Source organism: Sinorhizobium sp. CB7 (assembly GCF_041357635.1).
GTDB lineage: Bacteria > Pseudomonadota > Alphaproteobacteria > Rhizobiales > Rhizobiaceae > Rhizobium.
Genome location: NZ_JAULLL010000009.1, coordinates 309,789 through 331,757, shown reverse-complemented (window position 1 = coordinate 331,757; position 21,969 = coordinate 309,789). Strand labels below are relative to the sequence as shown.

General features: G+C 60.2%; 20 protein-coding genes and 1 tRNA gene. 8 read left to right on the top strand and 13 right to left on the bottom strand.

Annotation, left to right across the window (positions count from 1 at the left end; all coding sequences use genetic code 11):
- Nucleotides 1-3: 3 nt before the first annotated feature.
- A tRNA-Gln gene (locus AAE029_RS19105) sits at nucleotides 4-78 on the bottom strand.
- A 293-nt stretch (nucleotides 79-371) separates the two neighbouring features.
- On the opposite strand from AAE029_RS19105, the gene AAE029_RS19100 reads away from it, so the two are divergent.
- Entirely contained in the window at nucleotides 372-1,289 is a 918-nt protein-coding gene (locus tag AAE029_RS19100; RefSeq protein WP_371074444.1) for an MBL fold metallo-hydrolase, read from the top strand.
- Nucleotides 1,290-1,635: 346 nt separating this feature from the next.
- On the top strand, nucleotides 1,636-2,541 hold the full coding sequence (locus AAE029_RS19095; protein ID WP_371074443.1) for a LysR substrate-binding domain-containing protein: 906 nt from the start codon (nucleotides 1,636-1,638) through the stop codon (nucleotides 2,539-2,541).
- A gap of 188 nt (nucleotides 2,542-2,729) precedes the next feature.
- Here AAE029_RS19095 and AAE029_RS19090 read toward each other — a convergent pair whose 3' ends face one another.
- Nucleotides 2,730-3,641 (bottom strand): DUF1499 domain-containing protein, encoded by a 912-nt coding sequence (locus AAE029_RS19090; protein ID WP_371074442.1) that lies wholly within the window; start codon nucleotides 3,639-3,641, stop codon nucleotides 2,730-2,732.
- A gap of 231 nt (nucleotides 3,642-3,872) precedes the next feature.
- Between AAE029_RS19090 and AAE029_RS19085 the strand changes: the two genes are divergently transcribed.
- Nucleotides 3,873-4,262, top strand: a complete 390-nt coding sequence (locus AAE029_RS19085; protein ID WP_371074441.1) for a hypothetical protein — start codon at nucleotides 3,873-3,875, stop codon at nucleotides 4,260-4,262.
- A gap of 425 nt (nucleotides 4,263-4,687) precedes the next feature.
- Complete coding sequence (locus AAE029_RS19080; RefSeq protein WP_371074440.1) at nucleotides 4,688-4,960, top strand: hypothetical protein; 273 nt, start codon at nucleotides 4,688-4,690, stop codon at nucleotides 4,958-4,960.
- A gap of 89 nt (nucleotides 4,961-5,049) precedes the next feature.
- Here AAE029_RS19080 and ppdK read toward each other — a convergent pair whose 3' ends face one another.
- From ppdK to AAE029_RS19060, 4 genes are all read right to left on the bottom strand, one after another.
- Entirely contained in the window at nucleotides 5,050-7,731 is a 2,682-nt protein-coding gene (gene ppdK, locus AAE029_RS19075) for a pyruvate, phosphate dikinase (protein ID WP_371074439.1), read from the bottom strand.
- 611 nt (nucleotides 7,732-8,342) lie between these two features.
- Nucleotides 8,343-11,804 carry a chromosome segregation SMC family protein gene (locus AAE029_RS19070; protein ID WP_371074438.1) on the bottom strand — a complete coding sequence of 1,154 codons (3,462 nt, stop codon included), beginning with the start codon at nucleotides 11,802-11,804 and terminating at the stop codon, nucleotides 8,343-8,345.
- Between the two features lie 78 nt (nucleotides 11,805-11,882).
- Nucleotides 11,883-12,635 (bottom strand): DsbA family protein, encoded by a 753-nt coding sequence (locus AAE029_RS19065; protein ID WP_371074437.1) that lies wholly within the window; start codon nucleotides 12,633-12,635, stop codon nucleotides 11,883-11,885.
- Nucleotides 12,636-12,802: 167 nt separating this feature from the next.
- Nucleotides 12,803-13,300, bottom strand: coding sequence for a DUF721 domain-containing protein (locus AAE029_RS19060; RefSeq protein ID WP_371074436.1), 498 nt, complete (start codon nucleotides 13,298-13,300; stop codon nucleotides 12,803-12,805).
- 97 nt (nucleotides 13,301-13,397) lie between these two features.
- Between AAE029_RS19060 and mutY the strand changes: the two genes are divergently transcribed.
- Both mutY and AAE029_RS19050 read left to right on the top strand, forming a co-directional pair.
- Nucleotides 13,398-14,489 (top strand): A/G-specific adenine glycosylase, encoded by a 1,092-nt coding sequence (mutY, locus tag AAE029_RS19055; RefSeq protein WP_371074435.1) that lies wholly within the window; start codon nucleotides 13,398-13,400, stop codon nucleotides 14,487-14,489.
- Between the two features lie 3 nt (nucleotides 14,490-14,492).
- Entirely contained in the window at nucleotides 14,493-15,107 is a 615-nt protein-coding gene (locus AAE029_RS19050) for an HAD family hydrolase (protein WP_371074434.1), read from the top strand.
- A gap of 107 nt (nucleotides 15,108-15,214) precedes the next feature.
- Here AAE029_RS19050 and AAE029_RS19045 read toward each other — a convergent pair whose 3' ends face one another.
- The 3 genes from AAE029_RS19045 to AAE029_RS19035 form a co-directional block, all read right to left on the bottom strand.
- Nucleotides 15,215-16,345 (bottom strand): site-specific DNA-methyltransferase, encoded by a 1,131-nt coding sequence (locus AAE029_RS19045; protein ID WP_371074433.1) that lies wholly within the window; start codon nucleotides 16,343-16,345, stop codon nucleotides 15,215-15,217.
- Between the two features lie 281 nt (nucleotides 16,346-16,626).
- Nucleotides 16,627-16,992: an antibiotic biosynthesis monooxygenase gene (locus tag AAE029_RS19040; protein WP_371074432.1), complete on the bottom strand. Its 366-nt coding sequence runs from the start codon at nucleotides 16,990-16,992 to the stop codon at nucleotides 16,627-16,629.
- A complete protein-coding gene (locus tag AAE029_RS19035) occupies nucleotides 16,989-17,318 on the bottom strand; it encodes an NIPSNAP family protein (RefSeq protein ID WP_371074431.1) in 330 nt (109 codons plus the stop codon). Before AAE029_RS19035 ends, AAE029_RS19040 begins: the two co-directional genes overlap by 4 nt.
- 69 nt (nucleotides 17,319-17,387) lie before the next feature.
- Here AAE029_RS19035 and AAE029_RS19030 point away from each other — a divergent pair, with 69 nt between their 5' ends.
- Nucleotides 17,388-18,074: an ArsR/SmtB family transcription factor gene (locus AAE029_RS19030; protein ID WP_371074430.1), complete on the top strand. Its 687-nt coding sequence runs from the start codon at nucleotides 17,388-17,390 to the stop codon at nucleotides 18,072-18,074.
- Between the two features lie 35 nt (nucleotides 18,075-18,109).
- Here AAE029_RS19030 and AAE029_RS19025 read toward each other — a convergent pair whose 3' ends face one another.
- The 3 genes from AAE029_RS19025 to AAE029_RS19015 all read right to left on the bottom strand — a co-directional run bounded on the left by AAE029_RS19025 (nucleotide 18,110) and on the right by AAE029_RS19015 (nucleotide 20,001).
- Nucleotides 18,110-18,535, bottom strand: a complete 426-nt coding sequence (locus tag AAE029_RS19025) for a DUF1284 domain-containing protein (protein WP_371074429.1) — start codon at nucleotides 18,533-18,535, stop codon at nucleotides 18,110-18,112.
- A complete protein-coding gene (locus AAE029_RS19020) occupies nucleotides 18,532-19,122 on the bottom strand; it encodes a biotin transporter BioY (protein ID WP_371074428.1) in 591 nt (196 codons plus the stop codon). Before AAE029_RS19020 ends, AAE029_RS19025 begins: the two co-directional genes overlap by 4 nt.
- 225 nt (nucleotides 19,123-19,347) lie before the next feature.
- A complete protein-coding gene (locus AAE029_RS19015) occupies nucleotides 19,348-20,001 on the bottom strand; it encodes a GntR family transcriptional regulator (protein ID WP_371074427.1) in 654 nt (217 codons plus the stop codon).
- 244 nt (nucleotides 20,002-20,245) lie between these two features.
- Here AAE029_RS19015 and AAE029_RS19010 point away from each other — a divergent pair, with 244 nt between their 5' ends.
- Nucleotides 20,246-20,935, top strand: a complete 690-nt coding sequence (locus AAE029_RS19010; RefSeq protein ID WP_371074426.1) for an HAD-IA family hydrolase — start codon at nucleotides 20,246-20,248, stop codon at nucleotides 20,933-20,935.
- Between the two features lie 164 nt (nucleotides 20,936-21,099).
- On the opposite strand, the gene AAE029_RS19005 is transcribed toward AAE029_RS19010, so the two are convergent.
- A complete protein-coding gene (locus tag AAE029_RS19005) occupies nucleotides 21,100-21,663 on the bottom strand; it encodes a hypothetical protein (protein ID WP_371074466.1) in 564 nt (187 codons plus the stop codon).
- Between the last annotated feature and the right edge of the window lie 306 nt (nucleotides 21,664-21,969).

Here is a 21,969-nt window from a genome sequence, read left to right as displayed (position 1 = left end):
GCTTGGCTGGGGCGCCTGGATTCGAACCAGGGGATGGCGGTACCAAAAACCGCTGCCTTACCGCTTGGCTACGCCCCACCAGAGCAAAAGCGGGAACCGCTTTGCCAAAGCGACGCCTGATTAGCAAAGGTCGCTCCGTGTAACAATCCTTAAGTTCTGCGAAAGACGAGATTTCTGTGCGCTTTCTTTGGCGCCGAATGCCCCATCGAGCGCCAAGCACTCCGGAAAATTTGACGCGGCGCGCGGGCATTCAGAAAATCGAGACTGTTTTCGAGTGATGCACAGGCGCTATCGTGATAGGTCTTCAAGCAAAGGCGCATCATTGCGCGCCCGTTTTCATTGGTAGACACTCGAAAATATCCGGAAACGGCATGGAAAATCCCGAATTCGACCTGACCTTCGAGCCTGCCTATGGCCGTGCCATCGCGCTCGCCGATGGCATCGAGCGGATTACAGTCTACAATCCCAGTCCCTTCACCTTTCATGGCACGAACAGCTATATCGTCGGAAAGTCCTCCGTTGCGGTCATCGATCCCGGACCGGAGAACGAGGCGCATTTCCAGGCGTTGATGGCCGCACTCGCTGGCCGCGAGGTGACGCATATCTTCGTCTCGCATACGCATCGCGACCATTCTCCGCTTGCCGGGCGGCTGAAGGAGGCGACCGGCGCCATGATCGTCGCCGAAGGTCCACATCGCGCCGCCCGGCCGCTTCATGACGGCGAGATCAATCCCTTTGCCGAGAGTTCCGACAGCGATTTCCAACCCGATATCGTGCTTGCCGATGGTGAAAGCGTCTCGGGAGACGGTTGGCGATTGACGGCAATTCTCACCCCCGGCCACACAGCCAATCACGTGGTCTTCGCGCTCGACGACAAAGGCATCGTCTTTTCGGCCGATCATGTCATGGCCTGGTCGACCACGATCGTGGCGCCGCCCGATGGTTCGATGGCCGATTACATGGCGTCGCTCGAACGACTGCTCGCGCGCGACGACCGCATTTTCTTTCCCGGCCATGGCGGGCCGGTGAAGGATCCCTCCTCCTTCATGCGCGCGCTCAGGACACACCGTCGCATGCGCGAACGGGCGATCCTCCAACGCATCAGAGCCGGAGACCGGTCGATCCCGGACATGGTCAAGGTCATCTATCGCGACACCGACCTCCGGCTTCATGGCGCGGCCGCGCTCTCCGTTTTGGCGCATCTGGAGGACCTGGTGGAAAGAGGAGAAGTACTGACCGACGGCCCGCCGCGGCTCATGGGACATTACTTCCCAGCAGGCGGCGCCTGATCAGCACTCGCAACGGCGACGTCTGCCGATCTCGGCGCAGGCTCCCCGTCTCCCACCTCCTCCATGGCCTTGCAGCCTCCGCCCGCTCTGAAACGTCAGAAGCCTGATCACGTCGACAAGAATCTCAATGACGGCGCTCATGATGGCTGCTCCATTGTCTAGAGCCGGATGATTCCAGGTCGAATCGACCTGGAATCCGAATCCGCCTCTAAATCAAAAAGTGAGAGCGGGATGTCGCCCGAAAACCGCGCACACTTTTCGGCATCCCGCTCTTGCCCATTTCAGCCGACTTGCGCAGTCCGTTCAAACGAGCTTATCGTCGACTTCGAATAACTTGAGGTTATACATGAAGCGCGGGAGGCTGCCGCTGACGGCACTCAGAAGTTTGGAGGCGGCGGGGCGGCTGGAAAGCTTCACGCTGGCAGCGGAAGAGCTTTTCGTGTCGCAGGCAGCAATCAGCCGTCAGATCCGCGATCTGGAACAGCAGCTTGGGAAAGCGCTTTTTGCCCGCCATCATCGCCGCGTCCGTCTGACGGAGACGGGAGCACAGCTGCTTCAGGCGCTGACGCAATCCTTCGACAGGATCGACACGGTCCTGACCGAGATCAGCCGCGAGGAGGCAGCACTGCTCGTGAGCGTCAGCGCCGAGCCCTCCTTTGCCGGCGGCTGGCTCGTCCCACATCTTTCCGAATTCCGAAGCCTCTATCCGGATATAGATGTTGCCGTCGATTCTAACGCGCGGCTGATCGAATTCCGGTCGCAGGAGGCGGAACTGGCGATCCGGCACAGCGCAACGCGGACCTCATGGCCGCGCACGGAGGCGCGACACCTCGTTGACACGAAGATGGTGACGGTGATCTCTCCGGAACTTCTGGCGAAAGGCTCGGCGTTTCATCGTCCGGAAGACCTGCTTCAGTACGTGCTGTTGCACGAGGAGAACCGCAGCCTCTGGAACCGGTGGTTCACGGCAGCTGGTGTCAGCGGCGGCGGCTTCGATCGAGGACCGATTTTCGCCGATGGTTCGCTGGTGCTGCAGGCGGCACTTCGCGGCCATGGGGTCGCAATGGTTGATGCGCTGCTGGCGGAGCAGGACATAAGGAACGGGCGCTTGATACAGCCATTTGAAACGGCCATTCAGCATGGTGCCTATTGGCTTGTCAGTCGCGATTTTCGGCATCTGAGCGAACCGGCGGGGAAGTTTGCGCGGTGGGTGGAGGGGTGTTTGGTGAAAAGCGACAGAGACCGCGGATAGGCTTCGAGATGCCTGCCTTCGCTATGGATCAGGGGGTCGCTGCAATCGATCCACTGGATCGACGGGGAAAGACAAGGCAACGGAGAGTTCACCGAGGATGGGACAGCCGGCCCTTCGCTTGGGCTCAGGGCGTTCGTCGCTGCAATCGATTCACTGGATCGATTGCTCCGACTTCGTCGGACCGCTCCTCACCCACCCGCAATGCCGAGAAGTTCGGCGTCCAATGCCTTCAGATAGTTCTCAGCGATTTCCGCGCTGAAACCGAGGTCATGCGGGCCGTAGCGTGAGGCGGCGCGAACATCGACCAGCGTGGTCTCCGCCTCTTCGCGCAGGCGAATGATGATATCGAACTCCAATCCGAGGATCAGCGTGCGCGTCTGGCCCTGCAGAGTTGCGTCGGTGCTGCCGCGGATCATGTCTGCCACTGCGTCCTGATAGGGCCTGGGCTCGGGGATTGGCACGATATCCGGCGGCGCATCGCGCACTGCGCCTTCGTTCGGCTGGGGTTTTACCGGCACGTCCTCGAGATCCCGGCCACGTTCGTCGGCGCCTTCGGTCTTGACGATCGTAATGCGGTTCTCCGCCGCGACCTTCTTGACCGCTTCCAGCACACGGTCGATGGCACCATCATATCGCCTGCCGGTCAATCCGGGATAGGCGGCCGCTTGCGCCTCGCGGCTCTCAGGCCCAATGTTTGGGTCACGGGTCAACCATATCTGGTCGGCATGCGGCGGAACGAGCCATGACGGGGCATCGACCAGATCGGTCGAGACATCGTAAATCGTTGGCCGGACGACATAGCGAGCGGCGCCGAAGGCAAAGATCGCCAATGGAAGGGTCGCATAGACGAGCGCCTTGAAGGCGTCGATGCCGCCGATCGCTCCCACCATCCAGAGACGGTTGAGGCCCAATACGGCCAGCACCGAAGCAAGCGCGGCAAACCCAGCAGAAACCAGCAGGAGCAATACCAGATACGGCGTTTCCAGCGGCCCGAAACGGTGCGCCAGCAGCACGGCCAGGCAGAGCACGAACGAAAAGGCGCCAACCCGGCGCGAAAGGCGGGCCGCACGGGAAACGGGACGATCGAAGCGGATGGTCATTCGCGGGCTCACAGGAGGATCACGAGTCGGGCTTCCCAAATCGCCCGACAATCTTGTTTAGTTCAAGATTCACCCAAATTGAAACAGTTGTCTCGCGGGCACAGCACGCAATCCACGGAGAACGATACCGAAATCATAACGATTCTTTCGCATAAGCAATTGCTTAAATTCCATAAAAAGGTCATGCTGTCGCCGTTTTGTTCGATACGAAAGGGTGTCAGGAGAAAAGCAATGCTTTCACCGGAAACAACCATCGAGCCCTCTTCCGCTCGTAGAAGTCCGTCGAAGGCGGCCGATCCGATGCTGCCGCTCGAACTTCTGGAGATGCAGCTTTCGCTCGACGGCTATGACGAGGGAGAGGCGGGATTCCGCGAGGCAGTGCAGAAGGCGGCCAAATCCGCAGACGGCGAACTCCTGTTCGATCTGCCAGCGACCGGCCTCATCGAAAATTGCAGCAGGCTCGCCGTCATCCGCATTCCGGATGGAGAGGAAGCAACACGGATCGTTTTTGCGCTCCTCGATGAAGAAAGCAATGACATCCGCGTGCAGGTCCCGAACGAAGAGACGGAACATCTCGTTCGCTTCGCCAATGCCTTCGTGGGCGTGCTCGAGCAGATGTAAGTTCTGCAGCGTTTCAGCTTTTCATGGAAGCGCAGAACCGCTCTAACCTTTTGTTTTACGCAATTCCGGACGGAAAACCGCTTCGCACTTTTCCTGGAATTGCCCTAGCGTCGATCCGATCTGCAACGTGCCTATCACGCAACAACGGGAATCATTGACGAATTCCGATAATTAGCTTTTCTAAAAGCCTGTTGCATGAAAAAATTCACGCAGCAGGCTTTACAGCGCCGTGCGTCTTATAAGACGCACAAAGGTCGCTGTAACGCTTTGAATTGCTGCATGGTTTTATCCTTAAATCGGTTCCGATTTAAGGAACCATGCAGTAGGTTATTGTACTCATGCATGTCGTTGCCGCAAAACCGCTGCACACTTTTGCGCGACATGCATAGCCGTATCTGTTCGTCAGTTCGCGAAGAAGAATTCCCATGCGCATTTCACGACTGCTTCTGCCCTTCTCCATCGCCGTCCTTCTGGCGGGTTGCCAATCGCTGACGCCGGAACAGCAGCGGGCGGTGGACGAATCCAAGTGCCTCAGCTACGGTTTCAGACGCGGCACCGAAGGGTTCGCAGAGTGCCTGCAGAATATCGACCTCGATCGACGGGCGGAGGCGCGCGCCTTCCGTTACCAGTCGATGTCGAACCTCTACTGGAACACACCGGTTATTTACGTCCGGCCGCGCTACTCCCATCGCCACTGACGCTGATCCTTAGAGCGGTTCCGCTTTTCACGGAATCGCAGAACCGCTCTAAGCTTTTGTTTTCTCGCAATTCCGAACGGAAAACCGCTTCACACGTTTCCTGGAATTGCCCTAGCGTCGATCGCCGCCTGCGCCGCCGCCAGGCGCGCGATCGGCACGCGGAAAGGTGAACAGGAGACGTAATCGAGGCCGATCGTCTCGCAGAAGCGGATCGAAGCGGGATCGCCGCCATGCTCGCCGCAAATACCGAGCTTCATGTCGTTGCGCGTCTGCCGACCGCGCTCCGCGGCGATACGGATCAATTCACCCACGCCGTCAAAATCGAGAGAGACAAAGGGATCATGCTCCATGATCCCCTTGCGCAAATAGGTCGGAATATAGGCCGCGGCATCGTCGCGCGACATGCCGAAGGTCGTCTGCGTCAGGTCGTTGGTGCCGAAGGAGAAGAACTCGGCCGCCTCGGCAATGAGATGGGCCCTCAGAGCAGCGCGTGGCAGCTCTATCATGGTGCCGACCAGGTATTCGATCTTCATGCCGGCTTCGGCCATCACTGCCCTGGCGATGTCATCGATGCGCGCCTTGACGTAATCGAGTTCGGAGCGCAGGCCGACGAGCGGCACCATGATCTCCGGCACGACGGCAGCACCCGTCTCCCTCGCAGCCGCGACCGCGGCTTCAAAGATGGCGCGGGCCTGCATTTCCGCGATCTCCGGATAGGAGATCGCCAGGCGGCAGCCGCGATGGCCAAGCATGGGATTAAACTCATGCAGCGCATCCACCCGCTGACGCAGGCTTGATGCTTCCATGCCCATGGCGGCTGCGACTTCGGCCACCTCCTCGTCCGTCTTCGGCAGGAATTCGTGCAAGGGCGGATCAAGCAGGCGGATTGTCACGGGCAGGCCATGCATGATGCCAAAGAGACTGGTGAAATCGGAACGCTGCATCGGCAACAGTTTCGCGAGTGCCGCCCTGCGCCCCATTTCATCCTCGGCAAGGATCATTTCGCGCATGACCTGGATTCGGTCGCCTTCGAAGAACATGTGCTCGGTGCGGCAAAGGCCTATGCCTTCGGCGCCGAAGGAACGGGCGGCGCGGGCATCGGTCGGCGTATCGGCGTTCGTGCGCACCGTCATGCGGCGCGCGCGGTCGGCCCAGGCCATGATGCGGCCGAAATCGCCGGACAATTCCGGCTGGATCATCGGCACCTCCCCCTTCAGCACCTGGCCGGCAGCCCCGTCGATCGTAACGATGTCGCCCTTCTTGAGCGTCACGCCAACGCCGATCAGTTTTTCGTTGCGCATGTCGATGCGCATGGTGCCGGCGCCGACCACGCAGGGAATGCCCATGCCGCGGGCGACCACCGCCGCATGGCTGGTCATGCCGCCACGCGTGGTCAGAATGCCCTCCGCGGCGTGCATGCCGTGTATATCCTCGGGGCTGGTCTCGATGCGCACCAGAATGACCTTGCGCCCTTCCTCCTCGGCTTCGACCGCCTCTTCCGCCGTAAAGACGATTTCGCCCGTTGCCGCCCCCGGCGAAGCAGGGAGGCCGGAGCCGATGACATTACGATCGACGCGCGGGTCGATGGTCGGATGCAGAAGCTGGTCGAGCGTTGCCGGGTCGATACGCAGCACGGCCTCTTCCTCGCCGATCAACCCTTCGTCCACCATATCGACGGCGATCTTCATCGCGGCCTTGGTCGTGCGCTTGCCGGATCGCGTCTGGAGCATCCAGAGCTTGCCGCGCTCGATGGTGAACTCGATGTCCTGCATGTCCCGATAATGCGCTTCCAGTTTGCGGCAGATGCCGCAAAATTCGGCGAAGGCTTCCGGCATCAACTTTTCCATCGAAGGCCGATCCGAACCGGAGGCGATACGCCCCCCTTCGGTAATGCTCTGAGGCGTGCGGATGCCGGCCACGACATCCTCGCCCTGCGCATTGACAAGAAATTCGCCGTAGATTTCCTTCTCGCCGGTCGATGGATTGCGACTGAAGGCGACACCGGTCGCAGACGAATTGCCGAGATTGCCGAAAACCATGGCCTGCACATTGACCGCAGTCCCCCAGCCTTCCGGTACGCTGTGGAGATGGCGATAGGTTACGGCGCGCGGGTTCATCCAGCTCGCAAAAACGGCGCCGACCGCGCCCCAGAGCTGAACTTCAGGATCCTGCGGAAAGGGTTCGCCGAACTCATCTTCGATGACGGTCTTATAGAGCGTGATGACATGCTGCCATTCAACGGCGGTCAGATCAGTGTCATATTCGTGGCCGAGGCGCAGCTTCTCGTCCTCGAGGATTTCCTCGAACACGTCATTGTCGAGACCCATGACGACATCGGCATACATCTGGATGAAGCGACGGTAGCTATCCCAGGCAAAACGAGCGTCGCCCGCATCATGACCCAGCGCCTGGACGGTATGATCGTTGAGACCGAGGTTGAGGACGGTGTCCATCATGCCGGGCATCGAAACGCGCGCACCGGAGCGCACCGAAAGCAATAGCGGTCTGTGCATGTCCCCGAAACGGCGACCGGTAATGGTCTCCACCGCCTGAAGTCCGCGCATGACCTGCGCCTTGAGATCGTCCGACACGCTGCGGCCGTGATTGTAATACCATGTGCAGGCTTCGGTGGTGATTGTGAGGCCAGGCGGAACCGGCAACCCCAGGCTGCACATCTCGGCGAGATTTGCGCCCTTGCCGCCAAGAAGACCAACATCGCGCGCGCCGCCCTCTGCCTGGCCGTTACCGAACATGTAGACCAACTTGCTCATCTTCCCCCCACGCGCTGTCGGGTCAATCTAATTCATTGGCGTGGAAATGAAAATCGACAAATACGGCAAAATGTTGCAATGCACAATAAACAGTGGTGAAGCACCGTCATTGTTCGTGTGATCACGCTTAGAGGTCGGATGATTTCAGGTCGAATCGACCTGAAATCTGAATCCGCCTCTAACTCAAAAAGTGGAGCGGGGTGTCGCCCGAAAACCGCACTTTTCGGCATCCCGCTCCAGCCAGGGGAGATTGGTCCAAAATAAAAAAGGCTTTGCGGGACGGCAACTTGTCCCGCAAAGCCTTTACGTCCGGCCAGGAAAACCGAACGCGGGGTGATGGATGCCGCCTAACTTCCAGCTTTCCGCCCTTTGCGCTGGTCCGGTTCGCGGCATTCAATGACCCAACACACGCTACAATGGCCGACAATGCTCCCCAGCAGCGGCCATTGCATAATTGCAGATTAGTACAACGAAACAGGAAGAGCATCACCCAAATGGGGGGCCGGGGAAAAAATGGGAAACCTTTATTGGGTGCAAAGGGATAACCGGACTTTAGACGGAAGGATTCAGACCATTGTTTTCGTGCCTGTCGTTGCCGCAAAACCGAGTCATCAGGCGGTCTCGCGCAAACGCTCTGCTGTCTGCAGGTCCACGGAAACAAGCTGGGAAACGCCCTGCTCGGCCATGGTGACACCGAAAAGGCGATCCATGCGCGCCATGGTGATCGGATTGTGGGTAATGACGACGAAGCGGGTCTCGGTGGAAGCCGCCATCTCGTCCATCAGATTGCAATAACGCTCGACATTGTGATCATCGAGCGGCGCGTCCACTTCATCGAGCACGCAGATCGGCGCCGGATTGGTGAGGAAGACGGCAAAGATCAGCGCCATGGCGGTCAGCGCCTGCTCGCCCCCCGACAGAAGCGTCATGGTTTGCGGCTTCTTGCCTGGCGGGCGGGCAAGGATTTCCAGTCCGGCCTCCAGCGGATCGTCGGATTCGATAAGCTGCAACTCTGCCGTGCCGCCCCCGAAGAGATGCGTGAACAGGCGTTGGAACTGGGCGTTGACCACATCAAAGGCGGCGATGAGGCGCTCACGGCCTTCGCGGTTGAGGCTCTGGATGGCACCACGCAGCTTGCGGATGGCATCGATGACATCATCGCGTTCCTTGACCAGCGCCTCCAGCTTGGCACTCAGCTCCTGCTGCTCTTCCTCGGCCCGCAGATTGACCGCGCCAAGCCTCTCTCGTTCCATCCTCAGACGCTCCAGTTCGCGCTCGACTTCGAGCGGATCCGGAACGGACTGTGCGGCACCAAGGCCGGTAAGCCGGAATGCCTCATGCGGGGCACAATGCAGCACTTCACGAATGCGGGCTTCGCTTTCCAACCGCTTTTCGCGCGCCGATACCAGCCTTTCTTCCGCACGACCGCGTCGTTCGCGGCTTTCGGCCAGCGCGGAAAGCGCTGTGGCTGCCTGCCTATCCGCCTCGCGCTGAACGATCTCGGCTTCGGCGAGACGGTCGCCGGCAATCCGGCGCGCCTCTTCCGCCTTCTGCAATTCCGTTAGCAGTGCGCGACGCTTGTCGTCGAATTCGTCCGGCGCCAGTTCCAGCTCGGCAGCTTCCTCGCGCGCTTCCTCCTCGCGGTCCCGAAGCGTCTGGATATGATCCTCGGCGCTCGCCGCACGGTCACGCCAGCTCGCACGCTCCTGACCGATCGCGACGATGCGGCGTTGACGGGCCTCGTTTTCCCGGTTCAAGCCTTCGTGGCGGGCCCGCACTTCGGCGAGCGTTCCGCGATCGGTTGCGACCTCAGCCTGCTGATCGCGAAGCTTCAGATCGATCTCGGTAAGGTCCGGCGCTTCCTCCAGCTCGATGCGCGCGTTCTCGTCCTGAATGATCAGATCCTCGACCTGGGCCTGAATCTGGCTAGCGGTTTCAGCAATGACATCGCGACGCCGGATCAAATCGCCGGAAGCTCGCTCGGCAGCGACGAGCGCTTCGCGCACTTCGGCAAGATTTCTCGCTAAAAGGCGGCTCCTATCGCGCATTTCGGCAAGCCGCCGCTCTTCCTCGCGGATACGCTCGGCCGCTTCCGCAAGCCTCTCTTCCGCTTCCACGAGAACATCGCGGGCAAGCCCGACTTCAGCTTCCAGTTCCGCCAGCCTGTTCTTCTGCGCCAACCGCAACGCGGCAGCACTTGGCGCATCGGCGCCCGTGACATGGCCGTCCCAGCGGAAGACCGCTCCGCTCGTGGTCACCAACCGCTGACCGGGCTTCAGTTGCCGCATCAGGCGCGGCCCGTCTTCGGCGCTGACCACGCCGATCTGCTTCAGGCACCTGGCAAGCGCTTCCGGCGCACCGACATGGTCAAACAGCGCCACGACGCCATCCGGCAGAGGGTGATCGCCAGCCCCATCGCCGTTCAGCGACCAATGGACGGGAGACTCAGTATCGAGTGGCGACTCAAGATCGTCACCGAGAGCGGCGCCCAAGGCCGTTTCGAAGCCGCGGTCGACCCGCAGTTCTTCGGCGACCGGCGGAAAAGCTCCTGAAGCCGCAGCCGCCGCGAGCATCTTCGAGATCGTACGCGATTCCGTTTCCAGGGCGTTCAGCCGGGACCGGGCCTGGTCCACCGGCGCACGAGACAGTGTCTCGGTTTCCCGAGCTTTCGCGAGCGCCTCCTCCACATGCTGCACAGCGGCCTCGGCATCGGAAACGGCGATTTCAGCCGCCTCCACGATGGCGCGCTTCTCCTCCGGATCCGGTAGTGTCGCAATCTTCTCATCGACCGCCGTCAGTTCCCGATTGGCCTCATCCATCTGCCGCTCCAGCCGCATCTTGCGGTCGGCAAGATCGCGGATGGCACGTTCGAGCTGGTTGCGGCCGGCCGCGGCTTCGGCGCGCTCAGCCGTCAAGGCAGCGAAGATGCGTTCGCTGTCCGAAAGTCTGGCGGCGGCTTCCTCGAAAGCTTCGCGTGTTTCCGCCGCAAGTCGGCCGGAATCGGCAAGAATATCGGTGATTTCGGCCTCTTCGGCGTCCAGCTTCGCAAGGATGGTGGCATTATCGGCCAGCATGCGTTCCTCGCGGCGGATGTCTTCCGAAAGCTGCGCGAGACGTCGGGTCAACTCGTCACGACGGCGCAGGATACGGCCGGCATCCTCTTCCAGCTGCGTCCGGGCGATCTGTAGCCGCTGCAGGGCGGCGGCTGCCTTTGCTTCCGCCTCGCGCAATTCCGGCAGCTTCAGGCTGGCAATCCCCTGCGCCTTCGCGGCCTCCATCTGGATCTGCGCCTTCTCGGCCACCGCGACCGTCGCCTGGTTGAGCGCGCTATCGGCTTCTGCTTCGGCTTCCTTGGCCTGTACCCAGCGGATATGCAGGAGCATTGCCTCGCGGGCGCGAATATCGGCGGACAGGAGCTTGAAGCGATTGGCCTGTCGCGCCTGACGCTTCAGGCTCTCGATCTGGCTTTCGAGCTGCGAGGTCACGTCGTCCAGACGCTCGAGATTGCTTTCGGCCGCACGCAACCGCAACTCCGCCTCATGACGACGGGAGTGGAGACCGGAGATCCCGGCCGCCTCTTCTAGAAGCTGACGGCGAGCCTGGGGCTTTGCCTGGATTAGCTCGCCGATACGGCCCTGCCCGACCATGGAGGGCGAACGGGCGCCGGTGGAGGCATCGGCGAAGAGAAGCTGCACGTCCTTGGCCCGGCTTTCCTTGCCGTTGATGCGATAGAGCGAACCCTGTTCGCGCTCGATGCGGCGCGTGACCTGGATCTCGTCGCTGTCGTTGAAGGAGGCGGGCGCCGTGCGGTCGGCATTATCAAGATAGAGCGCAACCTCAGCGGTGTTGCGCGCCGGACGGTTGCCCGAGCCGGAGAAGATGACATCGTCCATGCCGGAGGCGCGCATGTTCTTATAGGAATTCTCGCCCATCACCCAGCGCAGCGCCTCGACGAGATTGGACTTGCCGCAGCCATTCGGCCCGACGACACCGGTCAATCCCCGTTCGATGATGAATTCCGTCGGCTCGACGAAGGACTTGAAGCCGACGAGGCGCAACTTGTTGAACTTCATGGGACGATCCCACGTTGCTCAAAAGAAAAAACGGGCGCACGGCTCTCGCCGTCGCCCGTTATGTCGAAACGGCACGGATCAGAGCAAGCTGTCGATGAGCGCCGACATAGTGTCAAACGACATGTCTCCAGAATAGCGCTTCCCGTTGATGAGGAAGGTCGGCGTTGCGTTGATGCCGAAATCCTTCGCCCCCCTTTCCCGGGTGGCGTTCACATCATCCAGAAGTTTCTGGTTCGTCAAGCACTTCGTGAAGCTATCCTCAGTAAATCCGGCGAGTCTCGACATCTGCAGCAGTGCATTGCGACCATCTTCGGCTGCCGCCCAGGTCTGCTGCTGCTTGAAAAGCATGGCGACCATGGGGAAATATTGCTCAGGCGGAGCGCAACGCGCCAACATGAATGCGGCAGCGGCACGCGGATCGAACGGAAACTCGCGGATAATGAAGCGGACCTTGCCGGTATCGATGTACTTCGCCTTGATTTGATCGAAGGTGGTGTTGTGGAAATGGGCGCAATGCGGGCAGGTCATCGACATGTATTCGACGATCGTCACCGGTGCATCTTCCTTGCCAAGCGCCATTTCCGGCAGCGGGCCTGGCTTCAGCACCTCCGCCATATCGACATTGCCGTCAGGCTGGGGAATTTCCGCGCTCGAAGTGGCCGCGGTCTTGATCGTATCGACATTCGTGCCGTCCTGCATCGTCTTGCCTGAAGACGAAGCATCCGCCGCGTCCTTGCTGTCATTGCAGGCCGCAAGCGCCACCGAGGCCGCCGCAAGAGCAATGCCGCTGAGCAGACGACGTTTGGTGAGTTGGATTTCGGATATCGACATAAAAACCCCATATCAAGAGAAGTGGCTCGATTTGCTCATGCGATATAACGGCTCGTTGCCGCTAACAAGGCACGCTTGTCGAACTTTCTTCAAAGAATTGTGACCGGGCGAAGACTACAGGGCAAAATTGACTCCGAAAATGAAGCTGCCTTCGAATACCCTTCAATCTATCGCCCGCGTTTTCCCAAAACAGCTGTCCCAAGCCTCTGAATTGCTTGCCGCAACTTGTCGTCCTTTATGCCATCCATCATGCTTTCAAGCTTGCGGGCAGCCTCCCCTTTCAACGGGAGCGGAGCCCGGGAGCGCCTGGTCAGCGGCGATACGGGCTTCTGCACGATGCGGATCTGATGTACGGCCGGAAAGCCGAAAAAGCCGTTGATCCGTTGAATGAGCTCGCCCTGCGCATGGGTGAGGAACAGTGCGCGAGCGCCTTCGCAGGCAATGGTGAGGACGCCTGGCTGGTAGCCGCCATCCTCGCCTGCGCCACCGCGCTTTGCCCAGGCGATCTTTTCCGGGCGCGTACACTCGGCGAAATCCTCGCCGGCGATTTCATCCCAGGAGCCGAGAAGCGCGGTATTGATTCCCGCACGGCGCGCCAGCACCGGGTCGATGAGGCCGTTGGCCACCTCTGAGATCTGCTTGACGCCTTTTGGGGGATAACTCATGCAATCGTCGTCCGGATATCTGCGTTTCGCGCTTCGGGCTTGATCACGCGGCGCAGCTTCGCCAAGTATAGAGCAAATCTCCTCCCTGCGGCAAACCATGACAAAAAAGACTTCCGAAGCGCCTGAGGCCGCGCATCTCCTTTCCTGGTACGACCGGCATCATCGCGACCTGCCTTGGCGCGTGTCTCCGCCGATGGCGGCGCGTGGGCTTAAGGCCGATCCTTATCATGTATGGCTTTCGGAGGTGATGCTGCAGCAGACGACCGTCCAGGCGGTGAAGCCCTACTTCGCCAATTTCCTCAAACGCTGGCCAAAGGTGACCGACCTTGCGGCGGCGGCAAACGAGGACGTCATGGCTGCCTGGGCGGGCCTCGGCTACTACGCCCGTGCAAGAAACCTAAAGAAATGCGCGGAGGCTGTCGCTCGGGATCACGGCGGGAAATTTCCGGACACTGAGGAAGGGCTGAAAACGTTGCCCGGTATCGGCGACTATACCGCCGCAGCGGTCGCCGCCATTGCCTTCAACCGGCCGGCAGCCGTAATGGACGGCAATGTCGAGCGGGTGATTTCCAGGCTCTATGCGATCGAAACGCCGCTGCCGGCCGGCAAACCGCTCATGAGGCAGAAGGTGGCGCTTTTAACCCCCGCTGACCGGCCGGGCGATTTCGCGCAGGCGATGATGGATCTCGGCGCGACGATCTGCACGCCGAAGCGACCCGCCTGCTCACTCTGTCCCTTCAGGGGTTCGTGCGAGGCGCTGCGCCTGCACGACCCGGAATATTTTCCGGTGAAGGCGGCCAAAAAAGACAAGCCGGTCCGTCTCGGTGCCGCTTTCGTTGCCGTCACGTCCGAGGGTGATATTCTCCTGCGTCGGCGGGTCGAGGCCGGCCTTCTTGGCGGCATGACGGAAATTCCAACGACGCGATGGACAGCGCGCCAGGACGGCGAAACGGATGCCGATGCCGCGCCCTTTGCCGCCGGCTGGCAGCCATGCGGATCGGTCACCCATGTCTTTACCCATTTCGAACTCCGCCTTTCGATCTTCCGGGTGGCGATCGGCACGCAAATTCAAATCGATGACGGATGGTGGGAGCCGGTTACAAATCTTCACTCTCAGGCATTGCCGACTGTCATGAAAAAGGCAATCACACAGGCTATCCCGCTGGCATTCAGCAAAACCAAGGAATGATTCATGACGACTGCAATAAACCATATCGTTTTCGATATCGGCAAAGTCCTTCTTCATTACGATCCGAGTATTCCCTACAGCCGTATAATTCCGGACGAGGCTGAAAGGACATGGTTCTTCGCCAATGTCTGCACCCACGACTGGAACATCGAGCAGGATCGCGGCCGCAAGTGGGCGGATGCCGAAGCATTGCTGATCGAGGTCCACCCCGGACGTGAAGATCAGATCCGCGCCTTCCGCAAGTATTGGCACGAGATGGTACCGCATGCCTATGAGGACAGCGTCGCCATCATGGAAGGCCTGATTGCGGAGGGACGCGACGTCACCATGCTGACGAACTTCGCCTCCGACACCTTCCGTGAGGCTCAGCTGCGCTTCCCCTTCCTTGCCAAGCCGCGCGGCGTGACGGTCTCCGGCGATATAGGGCTCATCAAGCCGGATGTTGCAATCTACGAGACCCATGCGAAAACGTTCGGCCTCGATCCGGTCTCGACAATCTTCATCGACGACTCGCTGCCGAATGTCGAAGGCGCGAAGGCAGCCGGTTGGAACGCCGTTCATTTCGTCGGCGCCGACAGACTGCGCAGCGACCTGGCCGCCTACGGCATAAGGGCCTGAAGACAAGACGCCCAGGGCTATCCACCCCGGGCGTCATCGCCTTCTTCCGTAACTGGAGGTACAAAAACCGGAAGAAGGTAGCTGTAAGAGCTCGATGAAGAACGACGCTATTCGGTCTTTGCCAGGTCATTGCGGATGACGGACCGCAGTTCATCGATCGGGCGCAGGGACCGCCCATCGTCGAAATGCCAGAACGTCCATCCGTTGCATGCGTCGAGCCCCTGCACTTTCGCGCCAAGGCGATGAATGGAGCCGGCCTCGCCGCCGGAGGCGACCGTGCCGTCAGCACGGACGATCGCACTATAGCGGCGCCTGTGATCGGTCAGCACCTGACCGGGCCTTATCAAACCGCTCTCGACCAGAACGTTGAAGGCAACGCGGACCTCCGCCTTCTTGCCGGTCATGACCGTCAGTTCCGTCTTGCCGAGCGGTTCGACGCTTGCGATACGGGCGCGCGCGGCATCGATATAGTCCTGCTCGCGCTCGATGCCGACGAAATGACGCCCGAGGCGCTTGGCCACGGCGCCGGTGGTGCCGGAGCCGAAGAAAGGATCCAGCACGATATCGCCGGGCTTGCTTGAAGCCAGGATGACGCGGGCGAGCAGCGCTTCCGGCTTTTGTGTCGGATGCACTTTCTTGCCGTCCTCGCCCTTCAGGCGCTCGGCGCCGGCGCAGATCGGAAAGAGCCAGTCGGAACGCATCTGCACGTCATCGTTGGCAGCCTTCATGGCATCGTAATTGAAGGTATATCCTTTGGCCTTGGCGTTCGGGCTTGCCCAGATCATCGTTTCATGCGCGTTCTGAAAACGGCGTCCCTTGAAATTGGGCATCGGATTGGTCTTGCGCCAGATGATGTCGTTCAGGATCCAGAAATTCAGATCCTGCAGCGTGGCGCCGACACGGAAGATATTGTGATAGGAGCCGATGACCCAGATCGTGCCCGTCGGCTTCAGCACGCGGCGGCAGGCGAGCAACCAGGCGCGCGTGAAGGCATCATAGGCCTCGAAAGAGGCAAACTGGTCCCATTCGTCATCGACGGCATCGACGAGCGACTGGTCTGGACGATGCAGCGTCCCGCCGAGCTGAAGATTATAGGGCGGATCGGCGAAGATGACGTCGACGGAGTGGGTGGGAAGGGCTTCCAGCGCTGCTACGCAATCGCCCTTGATGATCGTGTCGACCCAGGAACCCGGTTCTTCCGCGTTCTTGAGATCGGCAAGCGGGAATACTGACGCCATAATGATACTCGCTCTTACGCTTACGCATTACGCTTAACGCTTAACTGGCCGTTATGGTTACCCAAGTTGGTTACCAAAGGCTGAAGCGGTGAACGATTTCGGGAAAATAAATCTGCAGTACCGGATGAGGCAAAAATGCTTAAGGCGGATCTCGCCGGATGCGAGATCCGCCGAGAGCGCCGTGCGTTCTGACGAACGCACAAAGGACGCTCTAATTCTCTAATTCTAGAGCATCTTTCCGCGTTCAAGTGCTTCGACTTGAACGCGGGATCTCTAGGTGGTCATGCTGCGGAAGTCGTTGCGCCATCATGTATTTTACGGCTATCTGCCGGCGCCTCGGTGCGATCGAACATGCCGTAATCGCGAACGACATGGGCAATCCGCAGCCGATAATCGGCGAAGATGCCGCCACGGCCGGCCTTTTGCGCGGCACGATGAGCTTCCAGGTTGCGCCATTCTCTGACGGCTTCCTCGTCGCGCCAGAAGGAGAGCGACAGCAGCTTGCCACGCATCGAGAGGCTCTCGAAGCGTTCGATCGAAATGAAGCCATCGATCTTTTCCAGTTCCGGACGAAGGTCGCCGGCAAGGTCGAGATATCGATGGCGCTCGCCCAGGTAAGGGATGACTTCGAAGATGACGGCGATCATGGCAGCACCAGCTTTCCGTGGGGCGCCGAGATGCATTTCAGGAAAATACGATCTTCCCTGAGGATGAACCGCTCGCGGCTGGCGAACTCGTAGTTCTCCTTTCCGAGCGGATCGGTAGTAAGCCTGGCGCGATAAGCCTCATAAGCCGCAAGATTTTCAATATTGTAGACCCCGTAGGCGGTCGTCGCGGATCCCTCATGCGGCCCGAAATAGCCGATGAGATCGGCACCGCAGCGCGGGATCGCCTGCCCCCAGTTGCGGGCATATTCGGAAAACGCCTCCTTCTTGAACGGGTCGATCTCATAGCGGATGAAACAGGTGATCATGGTCAGCTCCTTTCTTTGAAGCCGTTATCGCATATTGCGTGACGTCGATGCTTCGGTTAACATCGAAGTATGAAAGAAGGACCGGATATCGCGCAGATCGGCGCGCTCATCGGCGACCCGGCGCGCGCCAACATGCTGACGGCGCTGTCGGGAGGCCGTGCGCTGACGGCAACGGAGCTTGCCGCGGCAGGCGGGATCACCGTGCAGACGGCGAGCGCGCATCTCGCAAAGCTTGAGGCCGGTGGCCTGCTGGCGCAGCGCAAGCAGGGACGCCACCGCTATTTCACGCTCGCTGACGAGGCGGTCGGCAGGCTTATCGAGGGCATGATGGGCTTTGCCGCCAGCCGCGGCCATCTGCGCCACCAGCCGGGACCGAAGGAGCCGGCTCTGCGCAAGGCGCGGATCTGTTACGATCATCTCGCCGGCGACTATGGCGTGAGAATGCTCGACAGCCTCATAGCAGCCGGCTCGATTAATGCGATCGGCGATGGTCTCGCGCTGACGGAAAAGGGCGAGAGCGATCTCAAATCCATTGGCATCGACGTGACCGGGCTCAAATCCTCCCGCCGCCCGCTCTGCCGTTCCTGCCTCGACTGGAGCGAGCGCCGCGCCCATCTGGCAGGGAGCCTGGGCAAGGCGCTGCTATCAAACTTCTTTGACAGGGGCTGGGCGCGGCGGCAGGAAGGCAGCCGCTCCATCTTCTTCACGCCGGAGGGCGAACGGCAGTTCCTGACCCTCTTCCCGCTTGAACCATAGCGCGTCCTTGCGCGTTCCTTCGGACGCGCCGCGTTCTAATTCAGACCGATCAGAGTTCCGTCGAACCCGTCACGGGCGATGCGGTCGCAAAACGTCTCCCAAGCACAGCCGGAGCAAGCGCCACGAATCGTGCCGGCCGCAAAATTCTGACGCAGCGTCTGCAATAATTCGGCATTCGGGACGAGAATCGCCCCGGGCTCCATTGCCCTGCCCAGGAGAAGGGCAAGGGCCTGAATGGCCGCCGCATCGCGCTTCGCGACACTGGCACCGAGGCAATGCGGCGCCTCACCTCGCATCAGCGGCGCGCAGATGTCGTCCGGGCCGGCGACGATCTCAATATCCTCTCCGGCTGAAAGACGCTCGGCAATGCCGCGATAGTTGGCGGTGAAGGCCGGGTTGTAGCCCTCGCCGACAAAAGTCAGCATGCAAAGCAGATGATGCGCACGAAGCTGGACAGTCAAGTCAACCGAACCCTGCCGTCATAGATGCGAATGCCCTTCAGCACCGCGGCGGCGAGCGCCGATTTCAGAACCGCTCCAATGATGAACGGAGCAACGCCAAGCAGCCACGCTTTTTCCGCGCCGATCAGATAGACGAGCCAGACGCCGCCCATAACCAGGCAAAGCAAATTGGCCGTCAGATGCGCCGTGAAGCTGAGGATGATCCGGTCTCCGGTCCAGCCGCGCGCAGCGAGCCAGCCGGTCAAGGCACCGATGATCGGGAATGAAACGAGGTAGCCGGCAGTCGGTCCGGCGAAGGGAGCAATACCTCCCGAGCCGTTTGCCAGAACGGGAAAGCCCAGCATAGCCTGACCGAGCCAGGCGAGAATGGTAAGGCCTGCGAGCCGCCAGCCGTATAGCGCGCCAATCATGGTCACTGCGAAGGTCTGCATGGTAATCGGAACCGGCACCATCGGCACGGAAATCCGGGATGCCAGCGCAAGAAGCAGCGTTCCGACCAGAACGAAGACCGCCTTGACCACGAGTGACCGTTTGCCGAGGCGAAGGGGATCAAAAACAATGGGTTGCTGATGTTCAGACAGAGACATGCGGCCTCCTTTTAAAATTATAGATAATTTGTAATTCCATATATTTTATGATGCAGATTTTTCATTCCCGCAAGGCCCGACTGAGAATTTGCGGAAGACATCATTCGGCGAGCGCCGCACACGCGCAATAGGCTGGAAATCTTGCTAAAATTGGAAACAAAACCGGCACTCCGCCGACCGGAAAAGTCGGTGACCCGCGAAATTATCTATAATTCTATGAAGCTATTATCCGACGATAGCGAAGGCATCGTGAGCGGCACGTGGTGCCCGTCCGATCCATTGCACGTGCTTCTGCAGAACGGCGGCTGCCTCATCGGTACGTCCCTGCCGCAGGGCCGATAGGATCGCACGATGGTCATGGTCGGTACGCTTCTCCCAACCCGACTGCCACGCGGAAAAAAGGAAACGTGCACTCGCGGCATGAAGATCGTCGATCGAGGCAAGAAGTCGGTTCATGCCGCAAGGGGCGAGAATGAGACGATGAAAACGGCGATTGGCTGCTTCCCATGCATGAACGTCAGCAGCCATGTCGCCCTCGCGCGTTGCCTGCTCGGCGGCATCGAGGATCGCTGGTGTGAGATGCGGAGCGGCATGCTTCAATGCCAACACCTCCAGCGCAGCGCGCATTTCCGCCACTTCGCGGACTTCCTTCAGGTCGAAGGAGGCAACACGCACACCGCGGCGCGGTTCGCTGATCGCCAGTCCCTGCGCTTCAAGCCGACGGAAGGCCTCGCGTACCGGCACGTGGCTCGTTTCGAACTCGTCGGCGATATGGTCCTGCCTCAGACGACTGCCGGGCGCAAGCTCACCGCGGATGATGCGCTCGGCAAGCACCCGGCTTATACGGCTGGCAATGGTGTCGTCGGTATCCCTGCTCATAGCTGTTCATTAGAATGAGCAATCGACCTTGTCGAGCGCGCAAAGTCCAGCCTGCGTTTCGGCCGACAGAAAGATGCGGATAACCTCCGACTGACGATAACCCTTTCCGCTAAAGTCGGATGATTTCAGGTCTGCGCACTTTTCGGCATGCCGCTCCCGCAATACTGCTCTGTCGGGTCGTCGGTTGAGCTTTTTCGGATCATCGTGTAAAGCCCCACGATCTTTTCCCAAGGGCACGGGCTCAATGAACGGCTTCGATCTCATCATCTTCGACTGCGACGGCGTTCTGGTCGATTCCGAAATCATCGCAGCGGATGTCGAATCCAGGCTTTTGACAGAGGCAGGCTACCCTATCAGTGTGGAGGAAATGGGCGAGCGCTTCGCGGGGCTGACCTGGCGCAACATCCTGTTTCAGGTCGAGCGGGAAGCCAACATTCCGCTTTCCGCCTCGCTCATCGACAAGTCGGAGCAAATCCTCGACATGCGCCTTGCCCGTGAGGTCAAAGCTCTCCCCGGCGTCGACTTCGCAGTCGCACGTCTGCCGCTTCGTCGCTGCGTCTGTTCGAATTCCAGTTCCGAACGCCTCGACATGATGCTGACCAAAGTCGGACTGAAGCCGTTTTTCGCACCGAACATTTTTTCAGCCAAGGATCTCGGACCGGACCGCTCGAAGCCGAAGCCGGACATCTTCCTGCACGGCGCGGAGCAGATGGGCGTTTCGCCCGACAAGACTGTGGTGGTCGAGGATTCCGTCCACGGCGTCCACGCCGCCCGCGCCGCAGGCATGCGCGTCATCGGCTTCACCGGCGCCTCTCACACCTATCCGGCGCATGCGGACAAGCTGACCGACGCCGGCGCAGAGACGGTGATTTCACGGATGACCGATCTGCCCGGCGTTGTGGCCGCTCTTTCGGAATGGGCCGGCGCTCTCTGACAGAGCAGCGTTAGCCACCATATCCCTTCGATAGAAGCAGCCTGACGTCGATGATCATTGAGGGATCACGCCCAAAACCAGTCGCCTGAAAAGAGATCCCGGTTTTCGTTGCCGCAAAACCGCTGCGCACTTTTGCGCGACATGCCGCAGGCGTCATTTCCCGCTCAACTCTTCTTGTTCGCGGTCTTTTTTGCCGGACCTTCGTCGAAGCCAAGGTTGATGCGTGCGAGGCCGCCCGCGCCGCCCGGGATGGTGATGCCGTCCTTGCGGAACAGGAATTGCGCTGTCGCAGCACCCGCCGGAATCTCAGCTTCGAAATTCGTGACTTCGGAATAAAGCGTGTTGTCGCCGTCCACGACGCTGATGCGGATCGGCAAGTTCACCCTGCCTGGTCCGCCGGCTGGACCCGCGACAAGGCGGCCCTGCGCGACGACGGTGATACTGAGATTGGTGTCGCTCAGGGTGCACTGTCGGGTGACGTCCGCGAACGAAGCCTGGAAGACGACCTGTTGCGGATCGCCACTCTTGGCGCCCTTGGCATAGCTGCGGTAGGATGCAGTTGTATCGCGCATATAGACCCGCGGGCAGGAGCCCTGAACGACCGAGGCCCCTTGCGTCCCGGTCGAGCTCGCCGGTGTGGCGCTTGTGGACGCCGTGGGGGACTGGACGTTGACCGGGTCCGTCGCCTTGTTTCCACCGAAGCCGAGAGAATTACAGCCGGCAAGCATCGCAAGAAGAGACACAAAAAGAAGATGACGCGAAACCTTGCCAGACACGACGATTACACCCTCCGCATTTGATGCGCTTAGCGGCCTATTTGCTGCTTGCGTTAGGCCCTTTCATGACAGTTGGCGATGGTCTATATCAGCGACGCAGAGAAAAATCGATTGGGCAAGCATCGTTTTGGTTCAATTTTCAATTCGGCCTCGTGGAGGGCCGGCGGCGCCAATTCCGCTTCCGGCAAGACTCCCGCTTCTGCGAAACAGACAATGCTGTTTTGGCGCAGAAAGACACATGCCGCCTACAGCCACGAC

What these genes read in the sequence shown, in the direction of transcription:
- AAE029_RS19005 (WP_371074466.1), bottom strand. Translation starts at nt 21,663, where the DNA reads ATGCTTGCCGGCTGTAATTCTCTCGGCTTCGGTGGAAACAAGGCGACG.
- AAE029_RS19030 (WP_371074430.1), top strand. Translation starts at nt 17,388, where the DNA reads ATGAAAGAAGGACCGGATATCGCGCAGATCGGCGCGCTCATCGGCGAC.
- AAE029_RS19060 (WP_371074436.1), bottom strand. Translation starts at nt 13,300, where the DNA reads ATGAGTTATCCCCCAAAAGGCGTCAAGCAGATCTCAGAGGTGGCCAAC.
- AAE029_RS19020 (WP_371074428.1), bottom strand. Translation starts at nt 19,122, where the DNA reads ATGTCTCTGTCTGAACATCAGCAACCCATTGTTTTTGATCCCCTTCGC.
- AAE029_RS19035 (WP_371074431.1), bottom strand. Translation starts at nt 17,318, where the DNA reads ATGATCACCTGTTTCATCCGCTATGAGATCGACCCGTTCAAGAAGGAG.
- AAE029_RS19065 (WP_371074437.1), bottom strand. Translation starts at nt 12,635, where the DNA reads ATGTCGATATCCGAAATCCAACTCACCAAACGTCGTCTGCTCAGCGGC.
- AAE029_RS19070 (WP_371074438.1), bottom strand. Translation starts at nt 11,804, where the DNA reads ATGAAGTTCAACAAGTTGCGCCTCGTCGGCTTCAAGTCCTTCGTCGAG.
- ppdK (WP_371074439.1), bottom strand. Translation starts at nt 7,731, where the DNA reads ATGAGCAAGTTGGTCTACATGTTCGGTAACGGCCAGGCAGAGGGCGGC.
- AAE029_RS19050 (WP_371074434.1), top strand. Translation starts at nt 14,493, where the DNA reads ATGACGACTGCAATAAACCATATCGTTTTCGATATCGGCAAAGTCCTT.
- AAE029_RS19010 (WP_371074426.1), top strand. Translation starts at nt 20,246, where the DNA reads ATGAACGGCTTCGATCTCATCATCTTCGACTGCGACGGCGTTCTGGTC.
- AAE029_RS19040 (WP_371074432.1), bottom strand. Translation starts at nt 16,992, where the DNA reads ATGATCGCCGTCATCTTCGAAGTCATCCCTTACCTGGGCGAGCGCCAT.
- AAE029_RS19080 (WP_371074440.1), top strand. Translation starts at nt 4,688, where the DNA reads ATGCGCATTTCACGACTGCTTCTGCCCTTCTCCATCGCCGTCCTTCTG.
- AAE029_RS19045 (WP_371074433.1), bottom strand. Translation starts at nt 16,345, where the DNA reads ATGGCGTCAGTATTCCCGCTTGCCGATCTCAAGAACGCGGAAGAACCG.
- AAE029_RS19015 (WP_371074427.1), bottom strand. Translation starts at nt 20,001, where the DNA reads ATGAGCAGGGATACCGACGACACCATTGCCAGCCGTATAAGCCGGGTG.
- AAE029_RS19095 (WP_371074443.1), top strand. Translation starts at nt 1,636, where the DNA reads ATGAAGCGCGGGAGGCTGCCGCTGACGGCACTCAGAAGTTTGGAGGCG.
- AAE029_RS19100 (WP_371074444.1), top strand. Translation starts at nt 372, where the DNA reads ATGGAAAATCCCGAATTCGACCTGACCTTCGAGCCTGCCTATGGCCGT.
- mutY (WP_371074435.1), top strand. Translation starts at nt 13,398, where the DNA reads ATGACAAAAAAGACTTCCGAAGCGCCTGAGGCCGCGCATCTCCTTTCC.
- AAE029_RS19090 (WP_371074442.1), bottom strand. Translation starts at nt 3,641, where the DNA reads ATGACCATCCGCTTCGATCGTCCCGTTTCCCGTGCGGCCCGCCTTTCG.
- AAE029_RS19085 (WP_371074441.1), top strand. Translation starts at nt 3,873, where the DNA reads ATGCTTTCACCGGAAACAACCATCGAGCCCTCTTCCGCTCGTAGAAGT.